The organism is Serratia sp. X10 (assembly GCF_017811775.1).
GTDB lineage: Bacteria > Pseudomonadota > Gammaproteobacteria > Enterobacterales > Enterobacteriaceae > Serratia > Serratia ureilytica.
Map to the genome: position 1 here is coordinate 1 of NZ_JAEIOH010000014.1, position 25,841 is coordinate 25,841.

At 53.3% G+C, this 25,841-nt stretch carries 44 protein-coding genes and 1 pseudogene; 6 read left to right on the top strand and 39 right to left on the bottom strand.

Translation table 11 applies throughout. The features are described 5' to 3' along the window. Positions 1-312 precede the first annotated feature (312 nt). Positions 313-855: a gamma carbonic anhydrase family protein gene (locus J9788_RS24620; RefSeq protein WP_033645236.1), complete on the top strand. Its 543-nt coding sequence runs from the start codon at positions 313-315 to the stop codon at positions 853-855. Positions 856-893: 38 nt separating this feature from the next. On the opposite strand, the gene aroE is transcribed toward J9788_RS24620, so the two are convergent. Genes aroE through dprA form a run of 5 tightly spaced genes read right to left on the bottom strand, consistent with a single transcriptional unit; the run spans position 894 to position 4,438 of the window. Beyond that, positions 894-1,712, bottom strand: a complete 819-nt coding sequence (gene aroE, locus J9788_RS24625) for a shikimate dehydrogenase (protein WP_046898649.1) — start codon at positions 1,710-1,712, stop codon at positions 894-896. Between the two features lie 11 nt (positions 1,713-1,723). Continuing rightward, complete coding sequence (gene tsaC / locus J9788_RS24630) at positions 1,724-2,293, bottom strand: L-threonylcarbamoyladenylate synthase type 1 TsaC (protein WP_033645237.1); 570 nt, start codon at positions 2,291-2,293, stop codon at positions 1,724-1,726. Positions 2,294-2,300: 7 nt separating this feature from the next. After that, positions 2,301-2,846 carry a type I DNA topoisomerase gene (locus tag J9788_RS24635; protein WP_019456195.1) on the bottom strand — a complete coding sequence of 182 codons (546 nt, stop codon included), beginning with the start codon at positions 2,844-2,846 and terminating at the stop codon, positions 2,301-2,303. Between the two features lie 25 nt (positions 2,847-2,871). After that, on the bottom strand, positions 2,872-3,345 hold the full coding sequence (gene smg / locus J9788_RS24640) for a DUF494 family protein Smg (RefSeq protein ID WP_182265802.1): 474 nt from the start codon (positions 3,343-3,345) through the stop codon (positions 2,872-2,874). After that, on the bottom strand, positions 3,317-4,438 hold the full coding sequence (gene dprA, locus J9788_RS24645; protein ID WP_182265803.1) for a DNA-protecting protein DprA: 1,122 nt from the start codon (positions 4,436-4,438) through the stop codon (positions 3,317-3,319). Before dprA ends, smg begins: the two co-directional genes overlap by 29 nt. A gap of 133 nt (positions 4,439-4,571) precedes the next feature. On the opposite strand from dprA, the gene def reads away from it, so the two are divergent. From def to mscL, 5 genes are all read left to right on the top strand, one after another. After that, positions 4,572-5,081 (top strand): peptide deformylase, encoded by a 510-nt coding sequence (def, locus tag J9788_RS24650; RefSeq protein WP_015379260.1) that lies wholly within the window; start codon positions 4,572-4,574, stop codon positions 5,079-5,081. Positions 5,082-5,098: 17 nt separating this feature from the next. Then, positions 5,099-6,043: a methionyl-tRNA formyltransferase gene (gene fmt / locus J9788_RS24655; protein WP_046898645.1), complete on the top strand. Its 945-nt coding sequence runs from the start codon at positions 5,099-5,101 to the stop codon at positions 6,041-6,043. A 72-nt stretch (positions 6,044-6,115) separates the two neighbouring features. Further along, positions 6,116-7,405, top strand: coding sequence for a 16S rRNA (cytosine(967)-C(5))-methyltransferase RsmB (gene rsmB, locus J9788_RS24660; RefSeq protein WP_033645240.1), 1,290 nt, complete (start codon positions 6,116-6,118; stop codon positions 7,403-7,405). Positions 7,406-7,458: 53 nt separating this feature from the next. Continuing rightward, entirely contained in the window at positions 7,459-8,835 is a 1,377-nt protein-coding gene (gene trkA / locus J9788_RS24665; RefSeq protein ID WP_004929716.1) for a Trk system potassium transporter TrkA, read from the top strand. A 137-nt stretch (positions 8,836-8,972) separates the two neighbouring features. Next, positions 8,973-9,389 (top strand): large-conductance mechanosensitive channel protein MscL, encoded by a 417-nt coding sequence (mscL, locus tag J9788_RS24670; protein WP_033645241.1) that lies wholly within the window; start codon positions 8,973-8,975, stop codon positions 9,387-9,389. A 58-nt stretch (positions 9,390-9,447) separates the two neighbouring features. Here mscL and J9788_RS24675 read toward each other — a convergent pair whose 3' ends face one another. The 34 genes and pseudogenes from J9788_RS24675 to tuf all read right to left on the bottom strand — a co-directional run. Then, the gene (locus J9788_RS24675; protein WP_182265804.1) at positions 9,448-9,654 is read right to left on the bottom strand and encodes an alternative ribosome-rescue factor A; all 207 of its coding nucleotides are present in this window, start codon (positions 9,652-9,654) and stop codon (positions 9,448-9,450) included. A gap of 74 nt (positions 9,655-9,728) precedes the next feature. After that, the gene (gene zntR / locus J9788_RS24680) at positions 9,729-10,160 is read right to left on the bottom strand and encodes a Zn(2+)-responsive transcriptional regulator (protein WP_096242645.1); all 432 of its coding nucleotides are present in this window, start codon (positions 10,158-10,160) and stop codon (positions 9,729-9,731) included. Further along, positions 10,160-10,534: a DUF1992 domain-containing protein gene (locus tag J9788_RS24685; RefSeq protein ID WP_182265805.1), complete on the bottom strand. Its 375-nt coding sequence runs from the start codon at positions 10,532-10,534 to the stop codon at positions 10,160-10,162. Before J9788_RS24685 ends, zntR begins: the two co-directional genes overlap by 1 nt. Positions 10,535-10,682: 148 nt before the next feature. Next, positions 10,683-11,072, bottom strand: coding sequence for a 50S ribosomal protein L17 (gene rplQ / locus J9788_RS24690; protein WP_004929726.1), 390 nt, complete (start codon positions 11,070-11,072; stop codon positions 10,683-10,685). 40 nt (positions 11,073-11,112) lie between these two features. Further along, positions 11,113-12,102 (bottom strand): DNA-directed RNA polymerase subunit alpha, encoded by a 990-nt coding sequence (gene rpoA / locus J9788_RS24695; RefSeq protein ID WP_002919219.1) that lies wholly within the window; start codon positions 12,100-12,102, stop codon positions 11,113-11,115. Between the two features lie 25 nt (positions 12,103-12,127). Continuing rightward, positions 12,128-12,748: a 30S ribosomal protein S4 gene (gene rpsD, locus J9788_RS24700; protein WP_004929729.1), complete on the bottom strand. Its 621-nt coding sequence runs from the start codon at positions 12,746-12,748 to the stop codon at positions 12,128-12,130. A 30-nt stretch (positions 12,749-12,778) separates the two neighbouring features. Further along, positions 12,779-13,168 (bottom strand): 30S ribosomal protein S11, encoded by a 390-nt coding sequence (gene rpsK / locus J9788_RS24705; RefSeq protein WP_004929731.1) that lies wholly within the window; start codon positions 13,166-13,168, stop codon positions 12,779-12,781. A gap of 16 nt (positions 13,169-13,184) precedes the next feature. Beyond that, positions 13,185-13,541, bottom strand: a complete 357-nt coding sequence (rpsM, locus tag J9788_RS24710; RefSeq protein ID WP_004929734.1) for a 30S ribosomal protein S13 — start codon at positions 13,539-13,541, stop codon at positions 13,185-13,187. A 148-nt stretch (positions 13,542-13,689) separates the two neighbouring features. Continuing rightward, entirely contained in the window at positions 13,690-13,806 is a 117-nt protein-coding gene (gene rpmJ, locus J9788_RS24715; RefSeq protein ID WP_002227352.1) for a 50S ribosomal protein L36, read from the bottom strand. Positions 13,807-13,839: 33 nt separating this feature from the next. Continuing rightward, positions 13,840-15,171: a preprotein translocase subunit SecY gene (secY, locus tag J9788_RS24720; RefSeq protein ID WP_004929740.1), complete on the bottom strand. Its 1,332-nt coding sequence runs from the start codon at positions 15,169-15,171 to the stop codon at positions 13,840-13,842. Between the two features lie 7 nt (positions 15,172-15,178). Beyond that, the gene (gene rplO, locus J9788_RS24725; protein WP_004929742.1) at positions 15,179-15,613 is read right to left on the bottom strand and encodes a 50S ribosomal protein L15; all 435 of its coding nucleotides are present in this window, start codon (positions 15,611-15,613) and stop codon (positions 15,179-15,181) included. Between the two features lie 3 nt (positions 15,614-15,616). After that, a complete protein-coding gene (rpmD, locus tag J9788_RS24730; RefSeq protein ID WP_048232028.1) occupies positions 15,617-15,796 on the bottom strand; it encodes a 50S ribosomal protein L30 in 180 nt (59 codons plus the stop codon). A gap of 6 nt (positions 15,797-15,802) precedes the next feature. Next, positions 15,803-16,303, bottom strand: a complete 501-nt coding sequence (gene rpsE, locus J9788_RS24735) for a 30S ribosomal protein S5 (RefSeq protein ID WP_004929747.1) — start codon at positions 16,301-16,303, stop codon at positions 15,803-15,805. 14 nt (positions 16,304-16,317) lie between these two features. Next, positions 16,318-16,671, bottom strand: coding sequence for a 50S ribosomal protein L18 (rplR, locus tag J9788_RS24740; protein ID WP_004929748.1), 354 nt, complete (start codon positions 16,669-16,671; stop codon positions 16,318-16,320). A 9-nt stretch (positions 16,672-16,680) separates the two neighbouring features. Further along, positions 16,681-17,214 carry a 50S ribosomal protein L6 gene (gene rplF / locus J9788_RS24745; protein ID WP_004929751.1) on the bottom strand — a complete coding sequence of 178 codons (534 nt, stop codon included), beginning with the start codon at positions 17,212-17,214 and terminating at the stop codon, positions 16,681-16,683. Positions 17,215-17,228: 14 nt separating this feature from the next. Next, positions 17,229-17,621: a 30S ribosomal protein S8 gene (gene rpsH / locus J9788_RS24750; protein ID WP_004929753.1), complete on the bottom strand. Its 393-nt coding sequence runs from the start codon at positions 17,619-17,621 to the stop codon at positions 17,229-17,231. A gap of 30 nt (positions 17,622-17,651) precedes the next feature. Then, a complete protein-coding gene (rpsN, locus tag J9788_RS24755; RefSeq protein WP_004929754.1) occupies positions 17,652-17,957 on the bottom strand; it encodes a 30S ribosomal protein S14 in 306 nt (101 codons plus the stop codon). Positions 17,958-17,971: 14 nt separating this feature from the next. Continuing rightward, positions 17,972-18,511, bottom strand: coding sequence for a 50S ribosomal protein L5 (gene rplE, locus J9788_RS24760; RefSeq protein WP_038871757.1), 540 nt, complete (start codon positions 18,509-18,511; stop codon positions 17,972-17,974). A 14-nt stretch (positions 18,512-18,525) separates the two neighbouring features. After that, on the bottom strand, positions 18,526-18,840 hold the full coding sequence (rplX, locus tag J9788_RS24765; RefSeq protein ID WP_004929758.1) for a 50S ribosomal protein L24: 315 nt from the start codon (positions 18,838-18,840) through the stop codon (positions 18,526-18,528). A gap of 9 nt (positions 18,841-18,849) precedes the next feature. After that, positions 18,850-19,221: a 50S ribosomal protein L14 gene (gene rplN / locus J9788_RS24770; protein ID WP_000613954.1), complete on the bottom strand. Its 372-nt coding sequence runs from the start codon at positions 19,219-19,221 to the stop codon at positions 18,850-18,852. Positions 19,222-19,392: 171 nt separating this feature from the next. Continuing rightward, on the bottom strand, positions 19,393-19,647 hold the full coding sequence (gene rpsQ / locus J9788_RS24775; RefSeq protein ID WP_004929760.1) for a 30S ribosomal protein S17: 255 nt from the start codon (positions 19,645-19,647) through the stop codon (positions 19,393-19,395). Continuing rightward, the gene (rpmC, locus tag J9788_RS24780; RefSeq protein WP_004929762.1) at positions 19,648-19,839 is read right to left on the bottom strand and encodes a 50S ribosomal protein L29; all 192 of its coding nucleotides are present in this window, start codon (positions 19,837-19,839) and stop codon (positions 19,648-19,650) included. Continuing rightward, complete coding sequence (gene rplP / locus J9788_RS24785) at positions 19,839-20,249, bottom strand: 50S ribosomal protein L16 (RefSeq protein WP_004929764.1); 411 nt, start codon at positions 20,247-20,249, stop codon at positions 19,839-19,841. The genes rpmC and rplP overlap by 1 nt, the downstream gene beginning before the upstream one ends. A gap of 12 nt (positions 20,250-20,261) precedes the next feature. Further along, on the bottom strand, positions 20,262-20,960 hold the full coding sequence (gene rpsC / locus J9788_RS24790; protein WP_004929766.1) for a 30S ribosomal protein S3: 699 nt from the start codon (positions 20,958-20,960) through the stop codon (positions 20,262-20,264). A 17-nt stretch (positions 20,961-20,977) separates the two neighbouring features. After that, complete coding sequence (gene rplV / locus J9788_RS24795) at positions 20,978-21,310, bottom strand: 50S ribosomal protein L22 (RefSeq protein WP_002223844.1); 333 nt, start codon at positions 21,308-21,310, stop codon at positions 20,978-20,980. Positions 21,311-21,324: 14 nt separating this feature from the next. Continuing rightward, positions 21,325-21,603 carry a 30S ribosomal protein S19 gene (gene rpsS, locus J9788_RS24800; RefSeq protein WP_004929772.1) on the bottom strand — a complete coding sequence of 93 codons (279 nt, stop codon included), beginning with the start codon at positions 21,601-21,603 and terminating at the stop codon, positions 21,325-21,327. Positions 21,604-21,617: 14 nt separating this feature from the next. Then, positions 21,618-22,442 (bottom strand): 50S ribosomal protein L2, encoded by an 825-nt coding sequence (gene rplB / locus J9788_RS24805; protein WP_004929775.1) that lies wholly within the window; start codon positions 22,440-22,442, stop codon positions 21,618-21,620. Positions 22,443-22,460: 18 nt separating this feature from the next. Beyond that, positions 22,461-22,763, bottom strand: coding sequence for a 50S ribosomal protein L23 (gene rplW, locus J9788_RS24810; RefSeq protein WP_004951179.1), 303 nt, complete (start codon positions 22,761-22,763; stop codon positions 22,461-22,463). Next, complete coding sequence (gene rplD, locus J9788_RS24815) at positions 22,760-23,365, bottom strand: 50S ribosomal protein L4 (RefSeq protein WP_046898648.1); 606 nt, start codon at positions 23,363-23,365, stop codon at positions 22,760-22,762. The genes rplW and rplD overlap by 4 nt, the downstream gene beginning before the upstream one ends. A 10-nt stretch (positions 23,366-23,375) precedes the next feature. Further along, positions 23,376-24,005 carry a 50S ribosomal protein L3 gene (rplC, locus tag J9788_RS24820; RefSeq protein WP_015379265.1) on the bottom strand — a complete coding sequence of 210 codons (630 nt, stop codon included), beginning with the start codon at positions 24,003-24,005 and terminating at the stop codon, positions 23,376-23,378. A gap of 32 nt (positions 24,006-24,037) precedes the next feature. Beyond that, positions 24,038-24,349 (bottom strand): 30S ribosomal protein S10, encoded by a 312-nt coding sequence (gene rpsJ, locus J9788_RS24825; RefSeq protein ID WP_001181005.1) that lies wholly within the window; start codon positions 24,347-24,349, stop codon positions 24,038-24,040. A gap of 378 nt (positions 24,350-24,727) precedes the next feature. Beyond that, positions 24,728-25,207, bottom strand: coding sequence for a bacterioferritin (bfr, locus tag J9788_RS24830; protein ID WP_004929784.1), 480 nt, complete (start codon positions 25,205-25,207; stop codon positions 24,728-24,730). Positions 25,208-25,280: 73 nt separating this feature from the next. Then, positions 25,281-25,475, bottom strand: coding sequence for a bacterioferritin-associated ferredoxin (gene bfd, locus J9788_RS24835; protein ID WP_182265806.1), 195 nt, complete (start codon positions 25,473-25,475; stop codon positions 25,281-25,283). 131 nt (positions 25,476-25,606) lie between these two features. Further along, a pseudogene (gene tuf, locus J9788_RS24840) lies at positions 25,607-25,841 on the bottom strand (elongation factor Tu); the annotation flags it as partial.

Here is a 25,841-nt window from a genome sequence, read left to right on the forward strand (position 1 = left end):
GAGGTGGCGTATATTACGCTTTCCTCTTTCAGAGTCAACCCTAATTTTCAGGATTTTTTCTCTTTCTTCCCGGCCGCTGTGTGAAGTGAATCACTTGCGCCGTGTCGATGGAGGCGCATTATAGGGATCCGAGTTTTTTGCACAACCCCTTTTTTGATCTTTTCTTTTTGTTTGCACACTTTTCAGCCCTTCCGGGTGGATCTTGTGCGATCAGGGCCATTTTCCGCAGGATCCGGCGCTGCGATTGGTTGTAATTCCATCGCCAGAGTCTAGTATTGCCGGTAAATATGATCCCGACGTGAGGCAAGCACCATGTCCGATGCAGTACGTTCTTATCTTCAATACACCCCCAAACTCGGTCAGCGCGTCTTGATCGATCCTTCCAGCGTCGTCATCGGCGACGTCGATCTGGCGGATGACGTCAGCATCTGGCCGCTGGTCGCTATCCGCGGCGACGTCAATGCGGTAAAGATCGGCGCGCGCAGCAACATACAGGACGGCAGCGTACTGCACGTGACTCACCGCTCCGAACATAACCCCGACGGTTATCCCCTGTTGATTGGAGAAGACGTGACCGTAGGCCATAAAGCGATGCTGCACGGCTGCGCCATCGGCAACCGGGTGCTGGTCGGTATGGGATCGATCCTGCTGGACGGTGTAGTCGTAGAAGACGACGTGATGATTGGCGCCGGCAGTTTAGTGCCGCCAGGCAAACGCCTGGTCAGCGGCTATCTCTATATGGGCAGCCCGGCACGCCAGGTTCGGCCGTTGACCGCCGCCGAGTTGGAAGGATTGCTTTATTCTTCGAACAACTATGTACGCTGGAAAGATGAATACCTGTCGGAAGACATCTGACGGACGCCCCGTTCCCTATAAAGAGAACGGGGTTGCATTTATGCCGCCAGTTCGCTGCGCAACTGGCGCAATACCGGCTCAATCTCTGGCATCACTCCATGCCAAAGCAGGAAAGCATGCGCCGCCTGCCCCACCAGCATGCCCAGCCCATCGGCATATTCCGTTGTCCCCTGCTGCTGCGCCCAGGCCAGGAATGGCGTAGCGCCCTGCTGATAGAACATGTCATAGCAACGAGTACGCGCATTAACTACGCTCGCCGGCAACGCCGGGATCTCTCCGCTGATGCCGGACGCCGTCGCATTGATCACCAGTTCGAACGCTTGCTGATCCAATTGATCCATCGGCGCCGCCGAGATCTCCCCCAGATGCCGAAAAGCGTCTGCCAACGCCTGGGCTCGGCTGAAGGTGCGGTTGGTAATCGTTAGCCGACAGCCGAAAGACAGCAGCGGCAGGATCACGCCGCGCGCTGCGCCGCCGGCGCCCACCAGCAGGATGCGATCCTGCGGCCGGATCAATTGCTGACGCTGTAGATCGGTCAGCAACCCGATGCCGTCGGTGTTATCCCCCAACAGCTCGCCATTCGGCAATACCTTCAGAGTGTTGACCGCACCGGCCATCGCTGCGCGCTCGCTCAGCTCAGAAGCGGCCGAATAAGCACGCTCCTTGAAGGGCACCGTGACGTTCGCCCCCAGCCCTCCGGCGCGGATAAACGCCTGCAGGCTGGTTTCAAAACCGTCTAACGGCGCCAACACCGTTCCATAAGGATGCTCAATGCCGGTCTGGGCAGCAAACAGCGCATGAATTCGCGGCGACTTGCTGTGGCCGATAGGGTTGCCAAATACCGCAAACTTCTCCATGCCCATTACCTCTAGCCCTGACGGATCTGTTCGCCGGTCAGAACGTCTCTGATTTCGGAAGGATTAAGACGGCCACCCACCTTGCCGCGCAATACCGGGAAAGCTTCGCCGAACTGCCGCGTAACCTCATCCGCACTGCGGCATGGCTCCAGCCCACTGAGATTGGCGCTGGTCGACACCAGCGGCTTGCCGTACTGCCGACACAGCTGCTGCACCAACGGATGATCGCTGACGCGCACTGCCAGCGAGCTGAAGCGTCCGGTCAGCAAACGCGGCGTCTCCGGCCGAGCGGGCAAAACCCAGGTTACCGGCCCAGGCCAGCTGGCAAACATCGTCGTGCGCTGCTGTTCGCTGAGTGCACTGTCGTCGATATAAGGCTTAAGCTGTGCATAGTCGGCGGCGATCAAAATCAGCCCCTTCTCCCACGGCCGCTGTTTCAGCGCCAGCAATGCATTGACCGCCTGCTCGCTGTCGGGATCGCAACCCAGGCCGAATACGGCTTCTGTGGGATACGCAATCACCTGCTGTTGATGCAAAGCATCGATGATAGATAAAAGGTTCGGGCTTAATTCTGAGTTCATGATGTGATTATTCTGTAGTCGCGACGGGTTTTCCGCACAGCTTGCTGGCACAGCACAGGACGGGGCCTTTTGCCGTGCGCTTTTCCATCAGCAGCGGATAATGGCAATAGGCGCACTCACCGGCGACAGGTTTAACATTGAGGGCAAACTGGCATTCCGGGTAACGATCGCAGGAATGAAAAACTTTGCCGTAACGCGACTTGCGCTGCAGCAGTTTGCCTTGGCCGCACTGCGGACAGGTAATGGCGGTTTCGTCAGGCTTATCGATCACTTCAGTGTGATCGCACTGCGGATAATCGCTGCAGCCGATAAACATGCCATAGCGCCCCTGGCGCAGCACCAACGTCGCCTGACATTTCGGGCACTGTTGCCCATCCAAGACCTTAACGATATGTCCATCGGCCTGTGCTTTCAGCGGCCGAATATATTGGCATTCAGGGTACTGGGAACAGCCGAGGAAGGGGCCGTGGCGACCGCTACGGATCACCAGTTCGGCCCCGCATTCCGGACAGGGTTCATTTTGCCTGGCGGCAAAAATCGCGTTTTTTGTCATAACGTCTTCTATGCGCGTTATCGGCTCAATGCAGATAACCTTCGTTCACTTCAAACAACAGTTCTTCCATTTGCTGATAGGCGCTTTCATATCCGGGGATATTAAACAGCACCATCAACACGACCCATTTCAGATCTTCGAGATCGAATTCCGCATTATCCAAAGCCATAACGCGGTCGATAACCATTTCACGGGTTTCGAGGTTCAATACCTGAATCTGTTCCAGGAACAGGAGAAAACCACGGCAGTCGGCGTCCAGACGTGCACCTTCTTCTTCGGTGTAGATCCGCATTGCCAGCGGATCGGCATCCATAAAGTAAGGGGCATTTTGACCCTCTTGCAGGTCAGCCAACTTCTCAAGCCAATTCAACGCGTTGTAGATATCATCCCGATGAAACCCCGCCTGAGCGAGATCATCGGTCAGTTGATCCTGATCGACGCGCATCTCTGGTTCATTGTGGATATAAGTTTCAAACAAGTACATGAGTACGTCGAACATGGCTTGCCCTCCTTATTCGGACATAGCCGCCGGGTACAGCTGCGATCCACCCTGCTAACTCCAGCTCGAGTAACTTGATTACCACCACTGGCACAGGTTGGCCGGCACGTTCAGCGACGACGTCAACAGGTGTCACCTCATCTCCTACGTTAGCCAACACATCGCCAAATGGCAATTCAACTTCAGCCTGCGACGCACAAATAGTTGTATTTTCGTTCAGTGACAGCCATTGAAGGCCGCTTCCCAGCAATTCGGCGATATCTTTCGGCCCGGTGACCAGATGCGCGCCCTGCTGGATTAACCCATGCGTCCCCTCACTCATCGGGTTTCCTAATGGCCCAGGCAAGGCGAACACCTCACGCCCCTGCTCCAACGCGTAGCGAGCCGTCACCAGGGTACCGCTGCGCAGCGAAGCTTCTATGACCAGAACCCCCAGGCTGAGCCCGCTGATAATGCGGTTACGGCGTGGGAAATGGTCGGCCAGCGGCAAATCGGTGACTAAATGATCTGAAATCACGGCTCCGCCCTGCTCGACTATCTGCTCCGCGAGCCGGCGGTGCCGGCGCGGATAGATATTGCCCAGCCCGCTGCCCAACACCGCAATCGTGCAGCCATCGGCCGCCAGCGCCGCACGATGGCAAATGCCGTCGATGCCGATCGCCAAACCGCTGGTGATGGTGAAACCGCAACGCGCCAACTCCTCGGCGAAATGGTTCGCCCAACGCTCGCCGTAATGGCTGAACTGCCGGCTGCCGACCATAGCGAGCTGAGGTTGCAACAGCACCCGAGGAGCGCCCTTGATCAGCAGAAACAGCGGCGCGTCGTCGATCTGAGCCAGGTTTTCAGGATAGCCGGCCGCCCCATAGTTCAGCATACTGTGCGCCGGCTCCTCCAGCCAACGCAGGGTGGCCGCCAGATAGACGGGATCCACTCGGTTGAACTGTGCCTGCTGCCGTTCGTTCAATCCCAGCTCATGCAACACGCGGCGAGGCTCGCCACTCATTTGCGATAACTGTCGCACGAGCCGACTGGCCACGACGGTCTGTAGCCCCGTGACTCCCCGCATCCGTAAAGCGATCTCTTCCGGCCGCATCGTCTGTTCCCTCAGCAAAAACGGTGGTATTGCCAATCTGAGCAATTGGTGCGCAATGCTGTCAATCAGGTCGGGAAATGTCTAGAATAGAGGTTAAACCTCGTTCATTACTCGGATACAGATCTAAAGATATATGTCAGTCTTGCAGGTATTACATTTCCCAGACGAGCGTCTGCGCAAAGTCGCAGCGCCGGTAAAAGAAGTCAATGCAGATATCCAGCGCATCGTGGATGATATGTTTGAAACCATGTACGCAGAGGAAGGCATTGGCCTGGCTGCGACTCAGGTGGATATCCATCAGCGCATTATCGTGATCGACGTCTCCGAGAATCGCGATCAGCGCCTGGTGCTGATCAACCCGGAGCTGCTGGAAAAGAGCGGCGAAACCGGCATCGAGGAAGGCTGTCTTTCCATTCCAGAGCAGCGTGCGTTAGTGCCGCGCGCCGCGCAGGTGAAGATCCGCGCGCTGGATCGTGAAGGCAAACCTTTCGAGCTGGAAGCGGACGATCTGCTGGCGATCTGCATCCAGCACGAGATGGATCACCTGATGGGCAAACTGTTCGTCGATTACCTGTCGCCGCTCAAGCGCCAGCGCATTCGTCAGAAACTGGAAAAAATGGCCAAGCTTCAAGCCCGCGCCTAACCGATCAGGAAATCAACGTGTCTGACTCTTTACGGATTATTTTCGCCGGAACACCAGACTTCGCAGCGCGTCATCTTGACGCGCTGTTGTCATCTGAGCACCAGATTGTCGGCGTATTCACTCAGCCCGACCGCCCGGCAGGCCGCGGCAACAAGCTGACGCCCAGCCCGGTCAAAATGCTGGCCGAACAACACCAATTGCCGGTATTTCAGCCTAAATCGCTGCGCCCCGAAGAGAACCAGCGTCTGGTGGCGGATCTCAACGCCGACGTGATGGTGGTGGTTGCCTACGGGTTGATTCTGCCGCAAGCGGTGCTGGATATGCCGCGTCTTGGCTGCATCAACGTACATGGTTCGCTGCTGCCTCGCTGGCGCGGCGCGGCGCCGATCCAGCGTTCACTCTGGGCCGGCGACAGCGAAACCGGCGTGACCATCATGCAGATGGATGTCGGCCTCGATACCGGCGACATGATGCACAAGATCGCCTGCCCGATTGAGAGCAGCGACACCAGCGCCAGCCTCTACGACAAACTGGCGCAGCTCGGCCCGCAGGGCATGCTGACGACGTTGCGCCAAATGGCCGACGGCAGCGCCACCCGCGAAGTGCAGGACGAGTCGCAGGTCACCTACGCCGAGAAGCTGAGCAAAGAAGAAGCTCGCCTGGATTGGACACTGTCCGCCGCACAGCTGGAGCGTTGCATCCGCGCCTTCAACCCTTGGCCGATAAGCTACTTCACCATCGATGAGCAACCGGTGAAAGTGTGGCAGGCCAGCGTACTGGCGGAAAGCGCCAACGCGGAGCCGGGCACCGTTATCCATGCCGACAAGCACGGCATTCAGGTGGCGACCGCCGACGGTATCCTCAATCTGATCCAACTGCAGCCCGCCGGCAAGAAACCGATGTCGGCGCAAGATCTGTTAAATTCACGTCGTGAATGGTTTACCCCGGGTAACCGGCTGTAAGTCACCCCACTGCCCGGCCGTTCATCGCCGGGCCGTTATTTTCTTAATGCCGATCGTTATCAGCTTCAGCCTATGAAAAATAATTACAATCTCCGCAGCATCGCTGCCAAAGCCATCGGCCAGGTGCTGGATCAAGGGCAGTCACTGAGTACTGTCCTGCCGGCGCTGCAAACCTCCATCAGCGATAAAGACCGCGGGTTGCTGCAGGAACTGTGCTTCGGCACGTTACGCGTACTGCCGCAGCTCGAATGGTGCATTCAGCAATTAATGGCCAAACCGCTGACCGGCAAGCAGCGCACGCTGCACTATTTGTTGATGGTCGGCTTGTACCAGCTGCTGTATACCCGCATCCCGGCGCACGCCGTGCTGGCGGAAACCGTGGAAGGGGCGGTAGCGCTGAAACGCCCACAGTTGAAAGGTTTGATTAACGGCGTCTTGCGGCAATTCCAGCGCCAGCAGGAAGAACTTCTGCAGCGCGCCGCCAACAATGACAGCCGCTACCTGCACCCGAGCTGGTTGCTGAAACGCATCCAACAGGCTTATCCCGCCAACTGGCAACAGATCGTCGACGCCAATAACCAGAAGCCGCCGATGTGGCTGCGCGTCAACCGCCTGCATCACACCCGTGAGGCTTACCTGCAGCTGCTGACCGACGCCGGCATCGCCGCGGAGCCTCATGCAGACTATGCCGACGCCGTGCGGTTGCTGGCACCTTGCGCCGTGACCGATCTGCCAGGGTTCGCCGACGGCTGGGTCACCGTGCAAGATGCCTCAGCCCAAGGCTGTGTTGATCTGCTGGATCCACAAGACGGTGAACAGATCCTCGATTTGTGCGCCGCGCCCGGCGGCAAAACCACGCATATTCTGGAAGCGGCGCCGAAAGCACAGGTTATGGCCGTCGATATCGACGAACAGCGTCTGGCGCGGGTGAAAGAAAACCTGCAGCGTCTGCGTTTACACGCAGAGGTTAAACTGGGCGATGGCCGCACACCGCAGCAATGGTGCGGTGACAAGCAGTTCGACCGTATCCTGCTGGACGCGCCTTGTTCGGCCACCGGCGTGATCCGCCGTCATCCCGACATCAAATGGCTGCGCCGCGATCGCGACATCGCCGAACTCGCCGCCCTGCAGGCCGATATCCTGGAAGCCGTCTGGCCGCATCTGAAATCAGGCGGCGTAATGGTTTACGCAACCTGCTCTATTCTGCCGGATGAAAACAGTAGCCAGATCGCCGCGTTCTTGCAGCGCCATGCCGATGCCAAGCTGGTTGAAACCGGCGATGCGCAGCGGCCGGGACGGCAGAATATCCCGCATCCCGAGGACGGCGATGGCTTCTTTTACGCTAAGCTGATTAAAATGTAATTCTTCAGGGTGCGTACGCGCCCTAAGTCTTTCAGTGTGAAGCAGAGAACACGATGAAAATAATTATTCTTGGTGCCGGGCAGGTTGGCGGGACGCTGGCGGAAAACCTGGTAGGTGAAAACAACGATATCACCGTCGTCGATACCGACTCCGGCCGGTTGCGTCAGCTGCAGGATAAATTCGATCTGCGAGTGGTTCAGGGACATGGTTCTCACCCCCGGGTGCTGCGCGAAGCCGGCGCAGAAGATGCCGACATGCTGGTCGCCGTCACCAACTCCGACGAAACCAACATGATCGCCTGCCAGATCGCCTATTCTCTGTTTAATACCCCCAACCGTATCGCCCGTATCCGCGCGCCGGAATATATCCGCGAGTCGGAGAAACTGTTCCTGCCGGAAGCGGTGCCGATCGACCATCTGATTTCGCCGGAGCAGCTGGTCATCGACTATATCTACAAGCTGATTGAATACCCCGGCGCGCTGCAGGTGGTCAACTTCGCCGAAGGCAAGGTCAGCATCGCCGCGGTTAAAGCCTATTACGGCGGCCCGCTGGTCGGCAATGCGCTCTCTTCGATGCGCGAACACATGCCACATATCGACACCCGCGTCGCCGCCATTTTCCGCCAGGATCGGCCGATTCGTCCGCAAGGCTCGACCATTATCGAAGCCGGTGATGAAGTGTTCTTCGTCGCCGCCTCACAGCACATTCGCGCGGTGATGAGCGAACTGCAACGGCTGGAAAAACCTTATAAGCGCATCATGATCGTCGGCGGCGGCAACGTCGGCGCCGGCCTGGCCGCCAAGCTGGAGAAAGACTATAACGTCAAACTCATTGAGCGCAATCAGCAACGTGCTGCCGAACTGGCCGAGCAGTTGCACGATACCATCGTGTTCTACGGCGATGCCTCCGACCAGGAACTGCTGGCCGAAGAGCACGTCGAGCAGGTGGATGTCTTCATCGCCATCACCAACGACGATGAGGCCAACATCATGTCGGCCATGCTGGCCAAGCGCATGGGCGCCAAGAAAGTGATGGTCTTGATCCAGCGGCGCGCCTATGTCGATCTGGTGCAAGGCAGCGTGATCGATATTGCCATTTCACCGCAACAGGCAACCATCTCCGCGCTGCTTGGGCATGTGCGCAAAGCGGATATCGTCAGCGTCTCGTCACTGCGCCGCGGCGTAGCAGAGGCGATCGAAGCGATTGCCCACGGCGATGAAAGCACGTCCAAAGTGGTTGGCCGTATCGTTGAAGATATCAAGCTGCCACCGGGTACCACCATCGGCGCTATCGTTCGTGGCGACGACGTCATCATCGCTAACGGCAACAGCAAAATCGAACAGGGCGATCATGTCATCATGTTTATTACCGACAAGAAATTCGTGCCGGACGTTGAACGCCTGTTCCAACCGAGCCCCTTCTTCTTGTAGAACGAATTTATTTGGCGATGGTCTATAATCGCGTAGTTGTTCTCTGCCTTGAGGGGAGATAAAACTTCTCTCCTTTTGTGGCAAAGGGAAATTGCTTTGTTAAACTTGAGTTATTAATTCTGCAAGGGGTGCGTTCTATGAGTATGTTGAAAGAGTTTCGCGAATTTGCCATGCGCGGCAACGTGGTCGATCTGGCCGTCGGTGTGATTATCGGCGCCGCTTTCGGCAAGATTGTTTCATCCTTCGTCGCTGATATCATCATGCCTCCGCTGGGCTTACTGATCGGCGGCGTCGACTTTAAACAGTTCCATCTGGTATTACGTGAAGCTCAGGGCGCCGTACCGGCGGTGGTAATGAACTACGGTTCATTCATCCAAACCGTATTTGACTTCGTGATTGTCGCCTTCGCCATCTTCCTGGCGATTAAATTGATGAACAAAATGCGCCGCAAACAGGAAGAAGCTCCGGCAGCGCCGCCAGAACCTACAGCAGAAGAGAAACTGCTGACGGAAATCCGTGATTTGCTGAGCCATCAACAGCAACCGAAACTGTAAGACAGCGTTTGGTTATGCCAATAAAAAGCCACCGGATGAAGGTGGCTTTTTTAATGCCTTAAAACCAGAAGGCCAGTGGTAAATTATCGTTTGATAGTTTGCCACTGGCCTCCCAGTTACCGCCTTTGATGTGTTTTTCTTTACGCCGATAGCTGCCTTTGCCTTTCACATTCTTTTCTACCCGCTGACGGAATAGCGGATCATGCAGCAGCGCCTCAATGGCGTTATCTTGAATCTGACCTTTGGTGTGACGATATTTCGTCATGATAATGCTCCTGTAAAATATGAGGAATAAAACGGGGCGATAATACTGCCGGTGATATAAAAATTAAAGTGCCGTCAGCAACCTTTTTTGCCTTTGTCATCGCTGGCGCCCTGTTCCAAAGTTTCCAGGATCGAACAGTAGTTGCTGGTATGGGCGGTACCGCAGCAGGCGTCGCTCAACCGTTTCAACGATTCGCGCATCCGGGTCAGCTCCGCCAACTTGCTTTCCACTTCGCTCAGGCGCGCATCAACGATAGACTTCGATTCCTGGCAGGTATGATGTTCCGGATCGACCCGGATCGACAACAGCTCGGCGATCGTTTCCAGAGTAAAGCCCAACTGCTTGGCATAACGGATAAAACGCAGCCGCTGCAAATCCTGCTCGGTGTACAGCCGATAACCGCCTTCAGTACGGACATTGTGATCCATCATGCCCTGCTTTTCATAGTAACGCACGGTGTCCGGCGTCACTTCGGCAAGCTTGGCCAACTGACCTATCTTGAACATTACTTCTCCTCTCGGGTGAGTTTACCGTCCAGCGCGCGCTGATATTCGCCATGCAAGAAGTCCGTGCTCATTCCAGCCTGACGCAACCGATGTTCCAGCAGTGCCATACGCTTGCTGAGATCGACATAGTCCGGATGCTCACTGTTGATCCCTTGCAGTAAGTGAGCAACGGTTAATGCCTCTTTGCGATCTTCCAGCGCCGGCGGCAGATAACCGGCATTTTTCAGCAGACGGTAACCGGCGCGTAGCTCAGCAGGCACCGCGCTGTCATCGTCCAGCGCCAGCGGTTGTCCCTGGCCGGGCAAATTGTCGAACTCGCCTTTCTCCTGGGCATCAAGGATATGACGTTCCGCCCATTGGTCGAGCAACCCCATAACAGACAGCCTCGGTGAGCCTATGGAATGAGTCTTAGCATAATGGATAGGAGCGGGGATTTTAAGCACGGCGGGGGAATTGAGCACATTTGGCTGGATTTGGACGTAAAAAAACCGGGCAAGCCCGGTTTTTTTACGCGTCTACAGATTACTCTGCAGTTGCTACTTCTGCTTGAGACTCAGCACGATCAACCAGCTCGATGTATGCCATCGGCGCGTTGTCGCCTGCGCGGAAGCCACACTTCAGAATGCGAGTGTAACCACCGGCACGGCTCGCGAAACGCGGGCCCAGCTCGTTAAACAGTTTTGCCACGATCTCGTTATCACGAGTACGGGCGAATGCCAGACGACGATTAGCTACGCTGTCGGTCTTGGCAAGAGTAATCAGCGGCTCAACAACGCGACGCAGCTCTTTTGCTTTTGGCAGGGTCGTCTTGATGATCTCATGACGAACCAAAGAGCCGGCCATGTTACGGAACATAGCCTGGCGATGGCTGCTGTTACGGTTCAGTTGACGACCACTCTTACGATGGCGCATGACCTTATCCTTCTCAGTAAAACCTTAACCTGTGATCCGGTTACTCGTCAGCAATGCTTGCCGGCGGCCAGTTTTCCAGGCGCATGCCCAGAGACAGACCACGTGAGGCCAGCACGTCTTTAATCTCGGTAAGAGATTTTTTACCCAGGTTTGGCGTTTTCAGCAACTCAACCTCGGTACGCTGTACCAGATCACCGATGTAGTGGATAGCTTCTGCCTTGAGGCAGTTAGCAGAGCGGACAGTCAATTCCAGATCGTCAACAGGGCGCAGCAAGATCGGATCGAATTCCGGTTTCTCTTCTTTAACTTCCGGCTGACGTACATCACGCAGGTCAACGAAAGCTTCAAGTTGTTCAGCCAGAATGGTGGCCGCACGGCGGATCGCCTCTTCAGGATCGATCGTGCCATTGGTCTCCATCTCGATGACCAGCTTATCCAAGTCAGTACGCTGTTCTACACGCGCAGCTTCAACATTGTAGGCGATACGCTCTACAGGGCTGTAGCAGGCGTCAACCAACAGACGACCGATTGGGCGCTCATCTTCTTCCGAATGAATTCGGGCAGAAGCCGGCACATAACCGCGACCGCGCTGAACTTTGATACGCATGCTGATAGCCGCGTTCTCATCAGTCAGGTGGCAGATCACGTGCTGAGGCTTGACGATTTCGACATCACCATCATGGGTGATGTCGGCAGCGGTCACAGGGCCAATGCCAGATTTATTCAGGGTAAGAATAACTTCGTCTTTGCCTTGAACTCTCACCGCCAGCCCTTTCAGGTTGAGCAGGATCTCCAGGATATCTTCCTGTACGCCTTCTTTGGTGCTGTACTCATGCAGTACACCATCAATCTCAACCTCGGTCACCGCGCAACCCGGCATAGATGAAAGCAGAATACGGCGCAGTGCGTTGCCAAGAGTATGGCCAAAGCCACGCTCTAAAGGCTCAAGGGTCACCTTGGCGTGCGTCGAACTGACTTGCTCGATATCTACCAGGCGCGGTTTTAGAAACTCTGTCACAGAACCCTGCATTGTGTCCTCTCTTTGGTACTAAGCTTTACTTGGAGTAAAGCTCGACGATCAGGTGTTCGTTAATGTCCGCAGACAGATCGGTACGTTCAGGCATACGCTTGAACACGCCTTCCATCTTAGCAGCATCAACTTCCAGCCAAGTCGGCTTTTCACGCTGCTCAGCCAGCTCCAGAGAAGCTTTAACACGAGACTGCTTTTTAGCTTTCTCGCGGATGCTGACTACGTCATTCGGAGATACCTGATAAGAAGCGATGTTAACAACGCGACCGTTTACCATAACTGCTTTGTGGCTAACCAGCTGACGTGACTCTGCACGAGTAGCGCCGAAGCCCATACGGTAAACAACGTTGTCCAGACGACCTTCCAGCAGCTGCAACAGGTTTTCACCGGTGTTGCCCTTCAGGCGGGTTGCTTCTTTGTAATAGTTACGGAATTGACGCTCCAGAATGCCGTACATACGGCGAACTTTCTGCTTCTCACGCAACTGAACACCGTAATCAGACAGACGCGGTTTACGCGCACCGTGCTGACCAGGTGCTTGTTCAATTTTACACTTGGAATCGATCGCGCGAACGCCAGACTTAAGGAACAGGTCTGTGCCCTCACGACGGCTCAGCTTGAGCTTAGGACCCAAATATCTTGCCATTTTCTTTCTCCAACAATCCTAAAAGCTGCGTTACACGCGGCGCTTTTTCGGCGGACGACAACCGTTATGAGGGATCGGAGTCACATCAGTAATATTAGTGATGCGGAAACCAGCCGCGTTCAGAGCGCGGATAGTAGACTCACGACCAGGACCAGGTCCTTTAACCATAACTTCCAGGTTCTTGATACCGTATTCTTTTACTGCGTCAGCACAACGTTCTGCTGCAACCTGTGCTGCGAACGGAGTGGACTTACGAGAACCACGGAAACCGGAACCACCGGCTGTTGCCCAACCCAAAGCATTACCCTGACGATCAGTGATGGTAACGATGGTGTTGTTGAAAGAAGCATGGATATGAGCCACGCCGTCAGAGACTTGCTTTCTTACACGCTTACGTGTACGAACAGGTGCCTTTGCCATTATTCAATAACCCCGATTATTTCTTGATCGGCTTGCGCGGACCCTTACGGGTACGAGCGTTGGTCTTGGTGCGCTGACCGCGTACCGGCAGACCACGACGATGACGCAAACCACGATAGCAACCAAGGTCCATAAGACGCTTGATGCTCAGGGTAATTTCACGACGCAAATCACCCTCAACGGTGTATTTGGCAACTGCATCACGAAGCTTTTCGATTTGCTCTTCAGACAGCTCACTGATCTTAACATTTTCAGCAATACCCGTGGATGCACAGATAGCCTGTGAACGGGTTTTACCGATACCGAAGATCGACGTTAAGGCGATAACGGTATGTTTATGATCAGGAATGTTAATGCCTGCTATACGGGCCACTATGCACTCCTACTATTTTATACAGCAACACCATTCTGAAAAGCCCGTTTTCAGGATACTCAAATAATGTTGCAGTGCGACATACAAAAGATTGGCTGGCTAATCTAGCCAGCTCAACCCAACTTTGCAAGAAAAATATGCGAGATAATCAGCCTTGACGCTGTTTATGCTTCGGCTCGGCGCTGCAAATCACACGAACGACACCGTTACGCTTAACGATTTTGCAGTTACGACATAATTTCTTGACGGAAGCACGAACTTTCATTTTTACTCTCCGTAACTTCTCAAACGAATCTGACTAGCGGTTATAGCCTTTCAGATTTGCTTTCTTCAATGCAGACTCGTACTGACTTGACATCATCAGAGTTTGCACTTGAGCCATAAAGTCCATGATGACGACAACCACGATCAGTAGCGAGGTACCACCAAAGTAGAATGGTACTTTCATTGCATCACGCATGAACTCCGGGATCAGGCAGATGAAAGTAATGTACATCGCGCCCACCAGGGTTAAACGCGTCATTACTTTATCGATATACTTCGCCGTTTGCTCTCCCGGACGAATTCCTGGTACGAAGGCACCGGACTTCTTCAGGTTATCTGCTGTCTCACGCGGGTTGAATACCAACGCCGTGTAGAAGAAACAGAAGAAGATGATTGCAGACGCATAGAGTAACACATAAAGCGGTTGCCCTGGCTGCAAATACAGCGAAATCGTAGTCAGCCAGTTCCAACCGGTACCGCCCCCAAACCATGATGCAATCGTGGCCGGGAACAGAATAATGCTGGAAGCGAAAATCGCCGGGATAACACCCGCCATGTTCACTTTCAACGGTAAGTGTGTACTCTGTGCTGCATAAACACGACGACCTTGTTGACGCTTCGCATAGTTAACGACGATACGACGTTGACCACGCTCGATGAAAACAACGAAGAAGGTTACTGCAAACACCAATACTGCAACCAACAGCAGCAGGAGGAAGTGCAGGTCGCCTTGCCGCGCTTGCTCGATAGTATGGGCCACTGCCGGCGGGAGCCCCGCTACAATACCCGCGAAGATAATGATCGAGATACCGTTGCCGATACCGCGCTCAGTAATCTGCTCACCCAGCCACATCAGGAACATTGTCCCGGTGACCAAGCTCACAACCGCAGTAAAGTAGAATGCAAAGCCTGGGTTTAACACCAGGCCCTGCATACCAGGCATATTCGGCAGACCGGTAGCAATACCGATCGACTGGAATATGGCCAATACCAGCGTACCGTAACGGGTGTACTGACTAATCTTGCGACGGCCAGCCTCCCCTTCTTTCTTGATTTCCGCCAACGCCGGATGGACCACCGTCAGTAGCTGGATAATGATCGACGCCGAAATATACGGCATGATCCCCAGAGCAAAGATAGAAGCACGGCTGAGGGCACCACCAGAGAACATGTTAAACATTTCAATGATAGTGCCTCTCTGCTGCTCAAGCAATTTGGCAAGCACAGTGGCATCGATACCAGGAATCGGAATGAAAGAGCCGATACGGAAGACAATCAGCGCGCCGATTACAAACAAAAGTCTGCGCTTCAGCTCGCCGAGCCCGCCTTTAGCACTTTGAAAATCTAATCCTGGTTGCTTAGCCATCTGCTACTTATTCCTCAATTTTACCGCCAGCAGCCTCGATAGCAGCACGAGCGCCTTTGGTGACACGCAGACCACGCAGGGTTACCGGACGAGCGACTTCGCCAGAAAGTACAACTTTCGCGAATTCGATCTGGACACCAACTACGTTAGCGGCTTTCAGCGCGTTCAGGTCGATAACATCGCCTTCAACCAGAGCCAGTTCAGACAGACGAACTTCTGCCGTGATCATCGCTTTGCGTGAAGTGAAGCCGAATTTCGGCAGACGACGGTACAGAGGCATCTGACCACCTTCGAAACCACGACGTACGCCACCGCCAGAACGAGACTTCTGACCTTTGTGACCACGGCCGCCGGTTTTACCCAGGCCAGAACCAATACCACGACCTACACGCTTAGGCGCATGCTTGGCACCTTCAGCCGGAGACAGAGTATTTAAACGCATCTGTTACTCCTCAACTTTAACCATGTAGGAAACCAGGTTGACCATACCGCGAACAGCAGGAGTATCCTCGCGCTCTACGGTGTGACCAATACGACGCAGACCCAGACCGAGCAGAGTAGCTTTATGCTTCGGCAGACGGCCAATTGAGCTGCGAGTTTGTGTAACTTTAATAGTCTTAGCCATGGTCAATTACCCCAGAATGTCGGCAACGGATTTACCACGCTTAGCAGCGACCATTTCAGGAGACTTCATATTCGCCAGAGCGTCGATAGTTGCACGAACCACGTTGATCGGGTTGGTGGAACCATAAGCTTTAGCCAATACGTTGTGCACCCCAGCAACTTCGAGAACGGCGCGCATTGCACCGCCCGCGATGATACCGGTACCTTCATGAGCAGGCTGCATGAACACGCGAGAACCCGTGTGAGCGCCCTTAACAGGGTGCTGCAGGGTGCCGCTGTTCAGCGCGACGTTCATCATGTTGCGACGGGCTTTTTCCATCGCTTTCTGGATCGCTGCTGGAACTTCGCGTGCTTTGCCGTAGCCAAAACCAACGCGACCGTTACCATCACCAACTACAGTCAGTGCGGTAAAGCTGAAAATACGGCCACCTTTTACGGTTTTAGATACGCGGTTTACCGCGATCAGCTTTTCCTGCAGTTCGCCAGCTTGTTTTTCGATGTGAGCCATCTTAAACCTCTTCCTTAGAACTGAAGGCCAGCTTCACGGGCAGCATCTGCCAGTGCCTGGACTCGACCATGATATTGGAAACCGGAACGGTCAAAGGATACTTTCGCAATCCCTTTTTCCAACGCGCGCTCAGCCAGAGCTTTACCTACGGCTGCTGCTGCGTCTTTGTTACCGGAATACTTCAGTTGCTCCGCGATAGCTTTTTCTAAAGTAGAAGCGGCTACCAGTACTTCAGAACCGTTTGGAGCAATCACCTGTGCGTAAATGTGACGCGGGGTACGATGTACCACCAGGCGGGTTGCACCCAGCTCTTGGAGCTTGCGGCGTGCGCGGGTCGCACGACGGATACGAGCAGATTTCTTATCCATAGTGTTACCTTACTTCTTCTTAGCCTCTTTGGTACGCACGACTTCGTCGGCGTAACGAACACCCTTGCCTTTGTAAGGCTCAGGACGACGGTAAGCGCGCAGATCTGCTGCTACCTGGCCAATTACCTGCTTATCAGCGCCTTTCAGCACGATTTCAGTTTGGCTTGGGCATTCAGCAGTGATACCTGCCGGCAGCTGGTGATCGATAGGGTGAGAGAAGCCCAGGGCCAAATTCACCACGTTGCCTTTAACGGCAGCACGATAACCAACACCTACCAGTTGAAGCTTCTTGGTGAAGCCTTCGGTAACACCAACAACCATTGCGTTCAGCAGAGCGCGCGTGGTACCCGCTTGGGCCCATGCGTTAGCAAAACCTTCGCGCGGAGCGAAAGTCAGTGCGTTAGCTTCTTGCTTCACTTCAACGGCGTCGTGGATAGTACGAGTCAACTCGCCGTTCTTACCCTTAATCGAAATAACCTGACCGTTGAGTTTTACCTCTACGCCGGCAGGAATGACGACGGGTGCTTTTGCAACACGAGACATTCTTTCCTCCCGAATTAAGCTACGTAGCAGATAATCTCGCCACCCAGACCAGCCTGGCGAGCTGCACGATCGGTCATAACACCTTTAGAGGTAGAAACAACAGCGATACCCAAACCGGCCATAACTTTTGGCAGCTCATCTTTTTTCTTGTAGATGCGCAGACCTGGACGGCTGATACGTTGAATGCTTTCTACCACAGCTTTGCCCTGGAAGTACTTCAGTACCAGTTCCAGAACAGGCTTGGCGTCGCCTTCGATTTTGAAATCTTCAATAAAACCTTCTTCCTTCAGCACGTTGGCAATTGCCACTTTCAGCTTGGAGGAAGGCATGGTGACCGCAACTTTGTTCGCGGCTTGACCGTTACGGATACGGGTCAGCATATCCGCGATCGGATCTTGCATGCTCATCTGTCTTTACTCCCGTGATTCAATTGGTAATTACCAGCTAGCCTTTTTCAAGCCTGGTACTTCACCGCGCATAGCGGCTTCACGAAGCTTAATACGGCTCAACCCGAATTTGCCCACATAACCATGTGGACGGCCAGTTTGGCGGCAGCGTTTACGCTGACGAGACGGGCTGGAATCACGCGGCAGAGTTTGCAGCTTGAGAACAGCATTCCAACGATCTTCGTCGGATGCGTTCACATCAGAGATGATAGCTTTCAGTTCAGCGCGTTTAGCAAAGAACTTGTCAGCTAATTTCACGCGCTTGACTTCGCGTGCTTTCATTGATTGCTTAGCCATAAGTTAACCCTGCCTTACTTGCGGAACGGGAAGTTAAAAGCAGCCAGCAGCGCGCGGCCTTCATCATCAGATTGCGCGGTAGTGGTGATGGTAATATCCAGACCACGTACGCGATCGACTTTGTCGTAGTCGATTTCTGGGAAGATGATTTGCTCACGCACACCCATGCTGTAGTTGCCACGGCCATCGAATGACTTAGCGGACAGGCCACGGAAGTCACGGATACGTGGAACAGCAATGGAGATCAGACGCTCAAAGAACTCCCACATGCGTTCGCCACGCAGAGTTACTTTACAGCCGATCGGATAGCCCTGACGGATTTTGAAGCCTGCAACAGATTTGCGGGCTTTGGTGATCAACGGTTTTTGACCGGAGATAGCTGCCAGATCCGCTGCTGCGTTATCCAGCAGTTTCTTGTCAGCGATCGCTTCACCAACACCCATGTTCAGGGTGATCTTCTCGACCCGAGGGACTTGCATGACAGAATTGTAGTTAAACTGAGACATCAGTTGTTTAACTACCTCGTCTTTGTAGTAATCATGCAGTTTCGCCATCGTATTACTCCAAATTACTTGATAGTTTCGCTGTTAGACTTGAAGAAACGGACTTTTTTGCCGTCTTCGAATCTAAAACCTACACGGTCAGCCTTGCCGGTAGCCGCGTTGAAGATAGCAATGTTAGAAACCTGAATTGCAGCTTCTTTTTCAACAATGCCGCCTGGTTGGTTCAGAGCCGGAACCGGCTTCTGGTGTTTCTTAACCAGGTTGATGCCTTCAACAATGACCTTGCCAGCAGACAGGACATTTTTTACTTTACCGCGCTTACCTTTGTCTTTCCCGGTAATCACGATAACTTCGTCATCACGACGGATCTTCGCTGCCATGTTCGCTCCTTAGAGTACTTCTGGTGCCAGAGAGATAATTTTCATGAACTTCTCATTACGCAGTTCACGAGTTACCGGCCCAAAAATACGCGTACCGATTGGCTGCTCGCTGTTATTGTTCAAAATAACGCATGCATTGCCATCGAAGCGAATGACAGAACCGTCCGGGCGACGTACACCCTTCTTGGTGCGCACCACTACCGCCTTCAGAACATCGCCTTTCTTCACCTTACCGCGAGGAATTGCTTCCTTGATGGTAATTTTGATGATGTCGCCGACGCCTGCGTAGCGACGGTGCGAGCCACCTAGAACCTTGATACACATTACGCGACGTGCACCGGAGTTGTCGGCGACGTTCAGCATAGTCTGTTCTTGGATCATTTTAGTGCTCCGCTAATGTCAACTACTACTTTAAAGACCCAAGTAAAATTAGGCCGTTGAAAAGCCCCATAACCGAGGGCGCAGCATTATAACACCGCTTACTTGGTATGGGTAGAAAAAATAAACGGCTCATTTTCTGAGCCGTTTATTAAGTGAGAGCCAGCTACTCTATTACAGAATCGCTTTCTCTACAACGCGAACCAACGTCCAGGACTTGGTCTTGGACAGTGGGCGGCATTCGCGGATTTCTACCACGTCGCCGGTACCACATTCGTTGTTCTCGTCATGTACGTGCAGCTTGGTCGTACGTTTGATGAATTTCCCGTAGATTGGGTGCTTCACAGTACGCTCGATAGCAACAACGATGGATTTCTCCATTTTATCGCTAACAACACGACCCTGCAGGGTACGGATAACTTCAGTCATTTACACACCCGCCTTTTGAGTCAGTAAAGTCTTAACGCGTGCGACGTCACGACGCACTTGTTTCAACAGGTGAGTTTGTTGCAGCTGGCCACTGGCCGCCTGCATGCGCAAGTTGAATTGCTCACGCAGCAGGTTGAGCAGCTCGGCATTCAGCTCTTCAACGCTTTTTTCACGCAGCTCTTGTGCTTTCATTACATCACCGTCTTAGTTACAAAGGTGGTTTTGATCGGCAGTTTCGCTGCTGCCAGTTTGAATGCCTCGCGGGCAACCTCTTCTGGCACGCCGTCCATTTCGTACAGGACCTTACCAGGCTGGATCAGGGCAACCCAATACTCCACGTTACCCTTACCTTTACCCATACGCACTTCCAGCGGCTTCTCGGTGATCGGTTTGTCCGGGAATACACGGATCCAGATCTTGCCTTGACGCTTAACTGCACGAGTCATTGCACGACGAGCTGCTTCGATTTGACGAGCAGTCAGACGGCCACGGCCAACAGCTTTCAGACCGAAAGTGCCGAAGCTAACATCCGTACCTTGCGCCAGACCACGGTTGCGGCCCTTGTGCACCTTACGGAATTTTGTACGCTTTGGTTGTAACATCAGCGACTCTCCTTACTTGCGGCCTTTACGCTGCTGCTTTTTAGGTTGAGCAGCCGGTTCCGGTTGTTCAACTGCAGCCATACCACCCAGGATCTCACCTTTGAAGATCCATACCTTAACGCCGATTACACCATAAGTGGTGTGCGCTTCAGATGTGTTGTAGTCGATGTCCGCACGCAGAGTGTGCAATGGAACACGACCTTCGCGGTACCATTCGGTACGTGCGATTTCAGCGCCGCCAAGACGGCCGCTTACTTCAACTTTGATACCTTTAGCGCCAAGACGCATTGCGTTCTGTACTGCACGCTTCATAGCACGACGGAACATAACGCGACGTTCCAGCTGAGAAGTGATGCTGTCAGCAACCAATTTAGCGTCGAGTTCCGGTTTACGGACTTCGGCGATGTTGATCTGTGCAGGAACGCCAGCGATGTCCGCTACGACCTTGCGCAGTTTTTCGACGTCTTCACCTTTCTTGCCGATAACGATGCCTGGGCGAGCAGTGTGAATGGTCACACGGATGCTCTTCGCAGGACGCTCGATAACGATGCGAGAAACGGAAGCTTTCGACAGTTCCTTAGTCAGGAATTGACGAACTTTAAAGTCGCTGTCCAGGTTGTCAGCGAATTCTTTGGTATTCGCATACCAAGTAGAGTTCCAAGGTTTGACAATACCCAGGCGAATACCATTAGGATGTACTTTCTGACCCATTGCTAGTCTCCAGAGTCTCAGCGATCGGACACAACCACAGTAATGTGGCTGGTGCGCTTCAGGATGCGATCTGCACGACCTTTTGCACGCGGCATAATGCGCTTCATGCTTGGGCCTTCGTCTACGAAGATTTTCGTAACTTTCAGATCATCGATGTCAGCGCCATCGTTGTGTTCTGCGTTAGCAATGGCAGACTCCAGCACTTTCTTAACCAGACCAGCAGCTTTCTTGTTGGTGTAGGTCAGAGTTTCCAGAGCTTGCGACACTTTCTTACCGCGAATCAGGTCAGCAACAAGGCGAACCTTCTGAGCAGAAGAACGAGCGTGGCGATGTTTAGCGATAGTTTCCATCTCTTCCTCCTACCTTAGCGCTTTTTAGCTTTTTTATCAGCCGCATGGCCGCGATAAGTACGAGTCGGCGCGAATTCACCCAGTTTGTGACCGACCATTTCATCGGAAACGAACACTGGTACGTGCTGACGACCATTATGGACAGCGATGGTCAAACCGATCATGTTAGGAAAGATCGTTGAACGACGGGACCAAGTGCGCAAAGGCTTCTTGTCACCGCTTTCCACCGCTTTCTCTACCTTCTTCAGCAAGTGCAGGTCAATAAAAGGACCTTTCTTGAGAGAACGTGGCATGGCTTATCCTCTAATTATTTTTTGCTACGGCGACGTACGATGAACTTATCAGTACGCTTGTTGCTACGGGTCTTCTTACCTTTGGTCTGAACGCCCCACGGAGTTACCGGGTGCTTACCAAAGTTACGACCTTCACCACCACCGTGCGGGTGATCTACCGGGTTCATCGCCGTACCGCGAACGGTAGGACGAACACCACGCCAACGTGCAGCACCTGCTTTACCCAGAACGCGAAGCATGTGTTCAGCGTTACCGACTTCACCCAGGGTGGCGCGGCAATCAGCTGGAACTTTACGCATTTCGCCGGAGCGCAGACGCAGAGTTACGTAGGAACCATCACGAGCAACGATCTGAACGTAGGCACCAGCGGAGCGAGCCATCTGGCCGCCTTTGCCTGGTTTCATTTCTACGTTGTGAACCGTTGAACCAACTGGAATGTTGCGCATCGGCAGGGTGTTACCTGCTTTGATTGCAGCATCAACGCCAGATTGAATCTGGTCACCAGCTTTCAGGCCTTTCGGCGCCAGGATGTAACGGCGTTCGCCGTCTTTGTACAGAACCAGCGCGATGTTCGCGGAACGGTTCGGATCGTACTCCAGACGCTCAACCACAGCAGGGATACCGTCTTTGTTGCGCTTGAAGTCAACCAGACGATAATGTTGCTTGTGGCCACCACCGATATGACGGGTGGTGATACGGCCATTGTTGTTACGACCACCGCTTTTGCTCAGTTTTTCCAGCAGCGGGGCATAAGGTTTACCCTTGTGCAGCTCAGGGTTAACCACTTTAACAACGTGGCGACGACCCGGAGATGTAGGTTTACATTTAACAATTGCCATTGTTCTTACTCCTCCGACTTACTCTGCGCCGCCGATGAAGTCCAGATTCTGGCCTTCTTTCAGGGTGACGTAAGCTTTTTTCCAGTCGCTACGACGACCAACACGCTGACCGTGACGTTTCACTTTCCCTTTAACAACCAGGGTGTTCACGTCTTCGACTTCGACTTCAAACAGTTTCTGCACTGCAGCTTTGATTTCTGCTTTGGTCGCGTCTTTGGCAACTTTGAGAACGATGGTGTTGCTTTTTTCCATCGCAGCGGATGCTTTTTCAGATACGTGCGGTGCACGCAGCACTTTCAGCAAACGTTCTTCACGGATCATGCCAGCATCTCCTCAACTTGCTTCACAGCATCAGCAGTCATAACCACTTTGTCGAAGGCGATCAGGCTAACCGGATCGATACCTGCTACATCGCGCACGTCAACCTTGTACAGGTTGCGAGCTGCCAGGAACAGATTCTCATCCAGTTCACCGGTCACGATCAGCACGTCTTCCAGAGCCATATCTTTCAGTTTCTGTGCCAGCAGCTTAGTTTTAGGCGCTTCTACAGAGAACTTCTCGACAACGATCAGACGATCTTGACGTACCAGTTCGGACAGGATGCTTTTCAGCGCGCCGCGGTACATCTTTTTGTTTACTTTCTGACTGTGGTCCTGTGGCTTAGCAGCAAAGGTCACGCCGCCTGAACGCCAGATCGGGCTCTTGATAGAACCTGAACGCGCACGGCCGGTGCCTTTCTGACGCCATGGCTTTTTGCCGGAACCAGTTACTTCAGCACGGGTCTTCTGAGCACGGGTACCTTGACGGGCACCTGCTGCATAAGCAACAACAACCTGGTGTACCAGCGCTTCGTTGAAATCACGACCGAAGGTAGTTTCGGAAACAGTCAGCGCGCTTTGCGCGTCTTTCAATACTAATTCCATTGCTATCCCCTTACGCCTTCACAGCTGGTTTAACGATCAGGTTGCCACCGGTTGCGCCCGGTACAGCACCCTTAACCAGCAGCAGGTTGCGCTCAGCGTCAACACGTACTACGTCCAGGCTCTGAACGGTTACGCGCTCATCACCCAGGTGGCCAGCCATTTTCTTGCCTTTGAACACTTTGCCCGGAGTCTGGTTCTGACCGATAGAACCCGGAACGCGGTGAGACAAGGAGTTACCGTGGGTAGCGTCTTGGGTACGGAAGTTCCAGCGCTTAACAGTGCCAGCAAAACCTTTACCTTTAGAAGTACCGGTAACATCGACTTTTTTAACGTCAGCGAAGATTTCTACGCTAATTTCCTGACCTGCAGCAAACTCCTGACCTTCTTCCAGGCGGAATTCCCACAGACCACGGCCAGCTTCAACGCCAGCTTTAGCGAAATGGCCCGCTTCCGGCTTGGTTACACGGTTAGCTTTTTTGCTACCAGTGGTAACCTGAACGGCACGGTAACCGTCGGTGTCCAGGCTTTTAACCTGAGTCACGCGGTTCGCTTCAATTTCAATTACGGTTACTGGGATAGAAACGCCATCTTCAGTGAAGATACGGGTCATACCCACTTTTTTACCGACTAAACCAATCATTGTTTCAACCTCTCAATCGCTCAATGACCTGATTAACCCAGGCTGATCTGCACGTCTACACCGGCAGCCAGATCCAGACGCATCAGAGCATCAACGGTTTTCTCGGTTGGCTCAACGATGTCAACCAGACGCTTGTGAGTGCGAATCTCGTACTGATCGCGCGCGTCTTTGTTGACGTGCGGAGAGATCAGGACGGTAAAGCGCTCTTTGCGAGTTGGCAGCGGGATCGGACCACGGACTTGCGCACCAGTGCGCTTTGCAGTCTCGACGATTTCCGCGGTTGATTGATCGATCAGACGATGATCAAACGCTTTCAGGCGGATACGGATTCTTTGGTTCTGCATGAGACCAGAGCTCCAATTATTTATAAACGTAAATAATTACTCCTCACACCCATTTCGATTGATGGGGGAGTGTAATCGTCAACATATAACCCCCATATCGGGAGTATTGTTCGAAAGGCAAAAAAGGCCTGCCAATCGACTGATTCGCTAAAATCAGGCTTACCAAGATTAGGTAAGCCCGCGCATTATACGCAAAATGGCCCAGGAAGCAAGCCGCAGTTGGAAATATGCTCAGGAAATCGTCATTTTTGCGCCTTCAGCGACGGTCGCGGGATGAAGGTGGCGATCAAGGTATGAATTATGCTTGGCGGGCAGCTCCCCTGCCCCACCGTAAAAACGGCCGCCGGCAGGAGAGGCGATGACGAACGGAAGGCTGGCTTACTCTTTGCGCTCTAAAATCTGGGCCTGGGCATAGTTCTGAATTCCGAGACGGGCAATCAGATCCAGCTCCGTTTCCAGCCAGTCGATATGCTCTTCTTCATCGGCCAGGATATCAATCATCAAATCGCGGCTGACGTAATCGTGGATCGAATCGGCATAGGCGATGCCTTCGCGCAGGTTCTTGGCGCCCGCCAGCTCCAGCGCCAGATCGGAACGCAGCATCTCTTCAATGTCTTCGCCGATGTTCAGCTTGCCGAGATCTTGCAGATTCGGTATCCCTTCCAGGAACAGGATACGCTCGATGTAGCGATCGGCATGTTTCATTTCGTCGATCGACTCATGATATTCCTTGTCGTTGAGGCGCATTAAACCCCAATTCTTGAACATGCGAGCGTGCAGGAAATATTGATTGATGGCAACCAGCTCGTTGCCGAGCAGTTTGTTGAGGTGAGCAATGATCTTTTTATCGCCTTTCATAGGTAACTCCTCCTGGCCAGTTCTAAAAGTGTAGAACCTGTAAGCCAAGAGTCAAAAATAACCTTACCCTTTGTTAGGCAACTTCATGCATTGGGATGATAGTTCCGTGTTCCTCCACCATAATCTGTCTTGCCTGACGAACGCACTTCCCACAATCGGTACCAATCGGCACAAGTTCACGCAGCTGCTTCATGGTATGGGGATTGTGCTGACGCACCGCATTACGGATCGCTTTGTCAGTCACCGCATTACACAGACATACATACATAGAGAGACTCACTTCTTAACCAATGCATTGAGTCTAAATAGGAATGGTTTTTATTTCAATTAAGATTTGTACAAATTGCATAAAAAAAGGGCACCGAAGTGCCCTTTTTTGTGTCGAAAAATTATTCGCGATTAAGCGATAACTTTAGCAACAACACCAGCGCCTACAGTACGGCCGCCTTCACGGATTGCGAAACGCAGACCGTCGTCCATCGCGATTGGGTGAATCAGGGTTACAACCATGTTCACGTTGTCGCCTGGCATTACCATCTCTACGCCTTCTGGCAGTTCGATGGTACCGGTCACGTCAGTAGTACGGAAGTAGAACTGTGGACGGTAGCCTTTGAAGAATGGCGTGTGACGACCA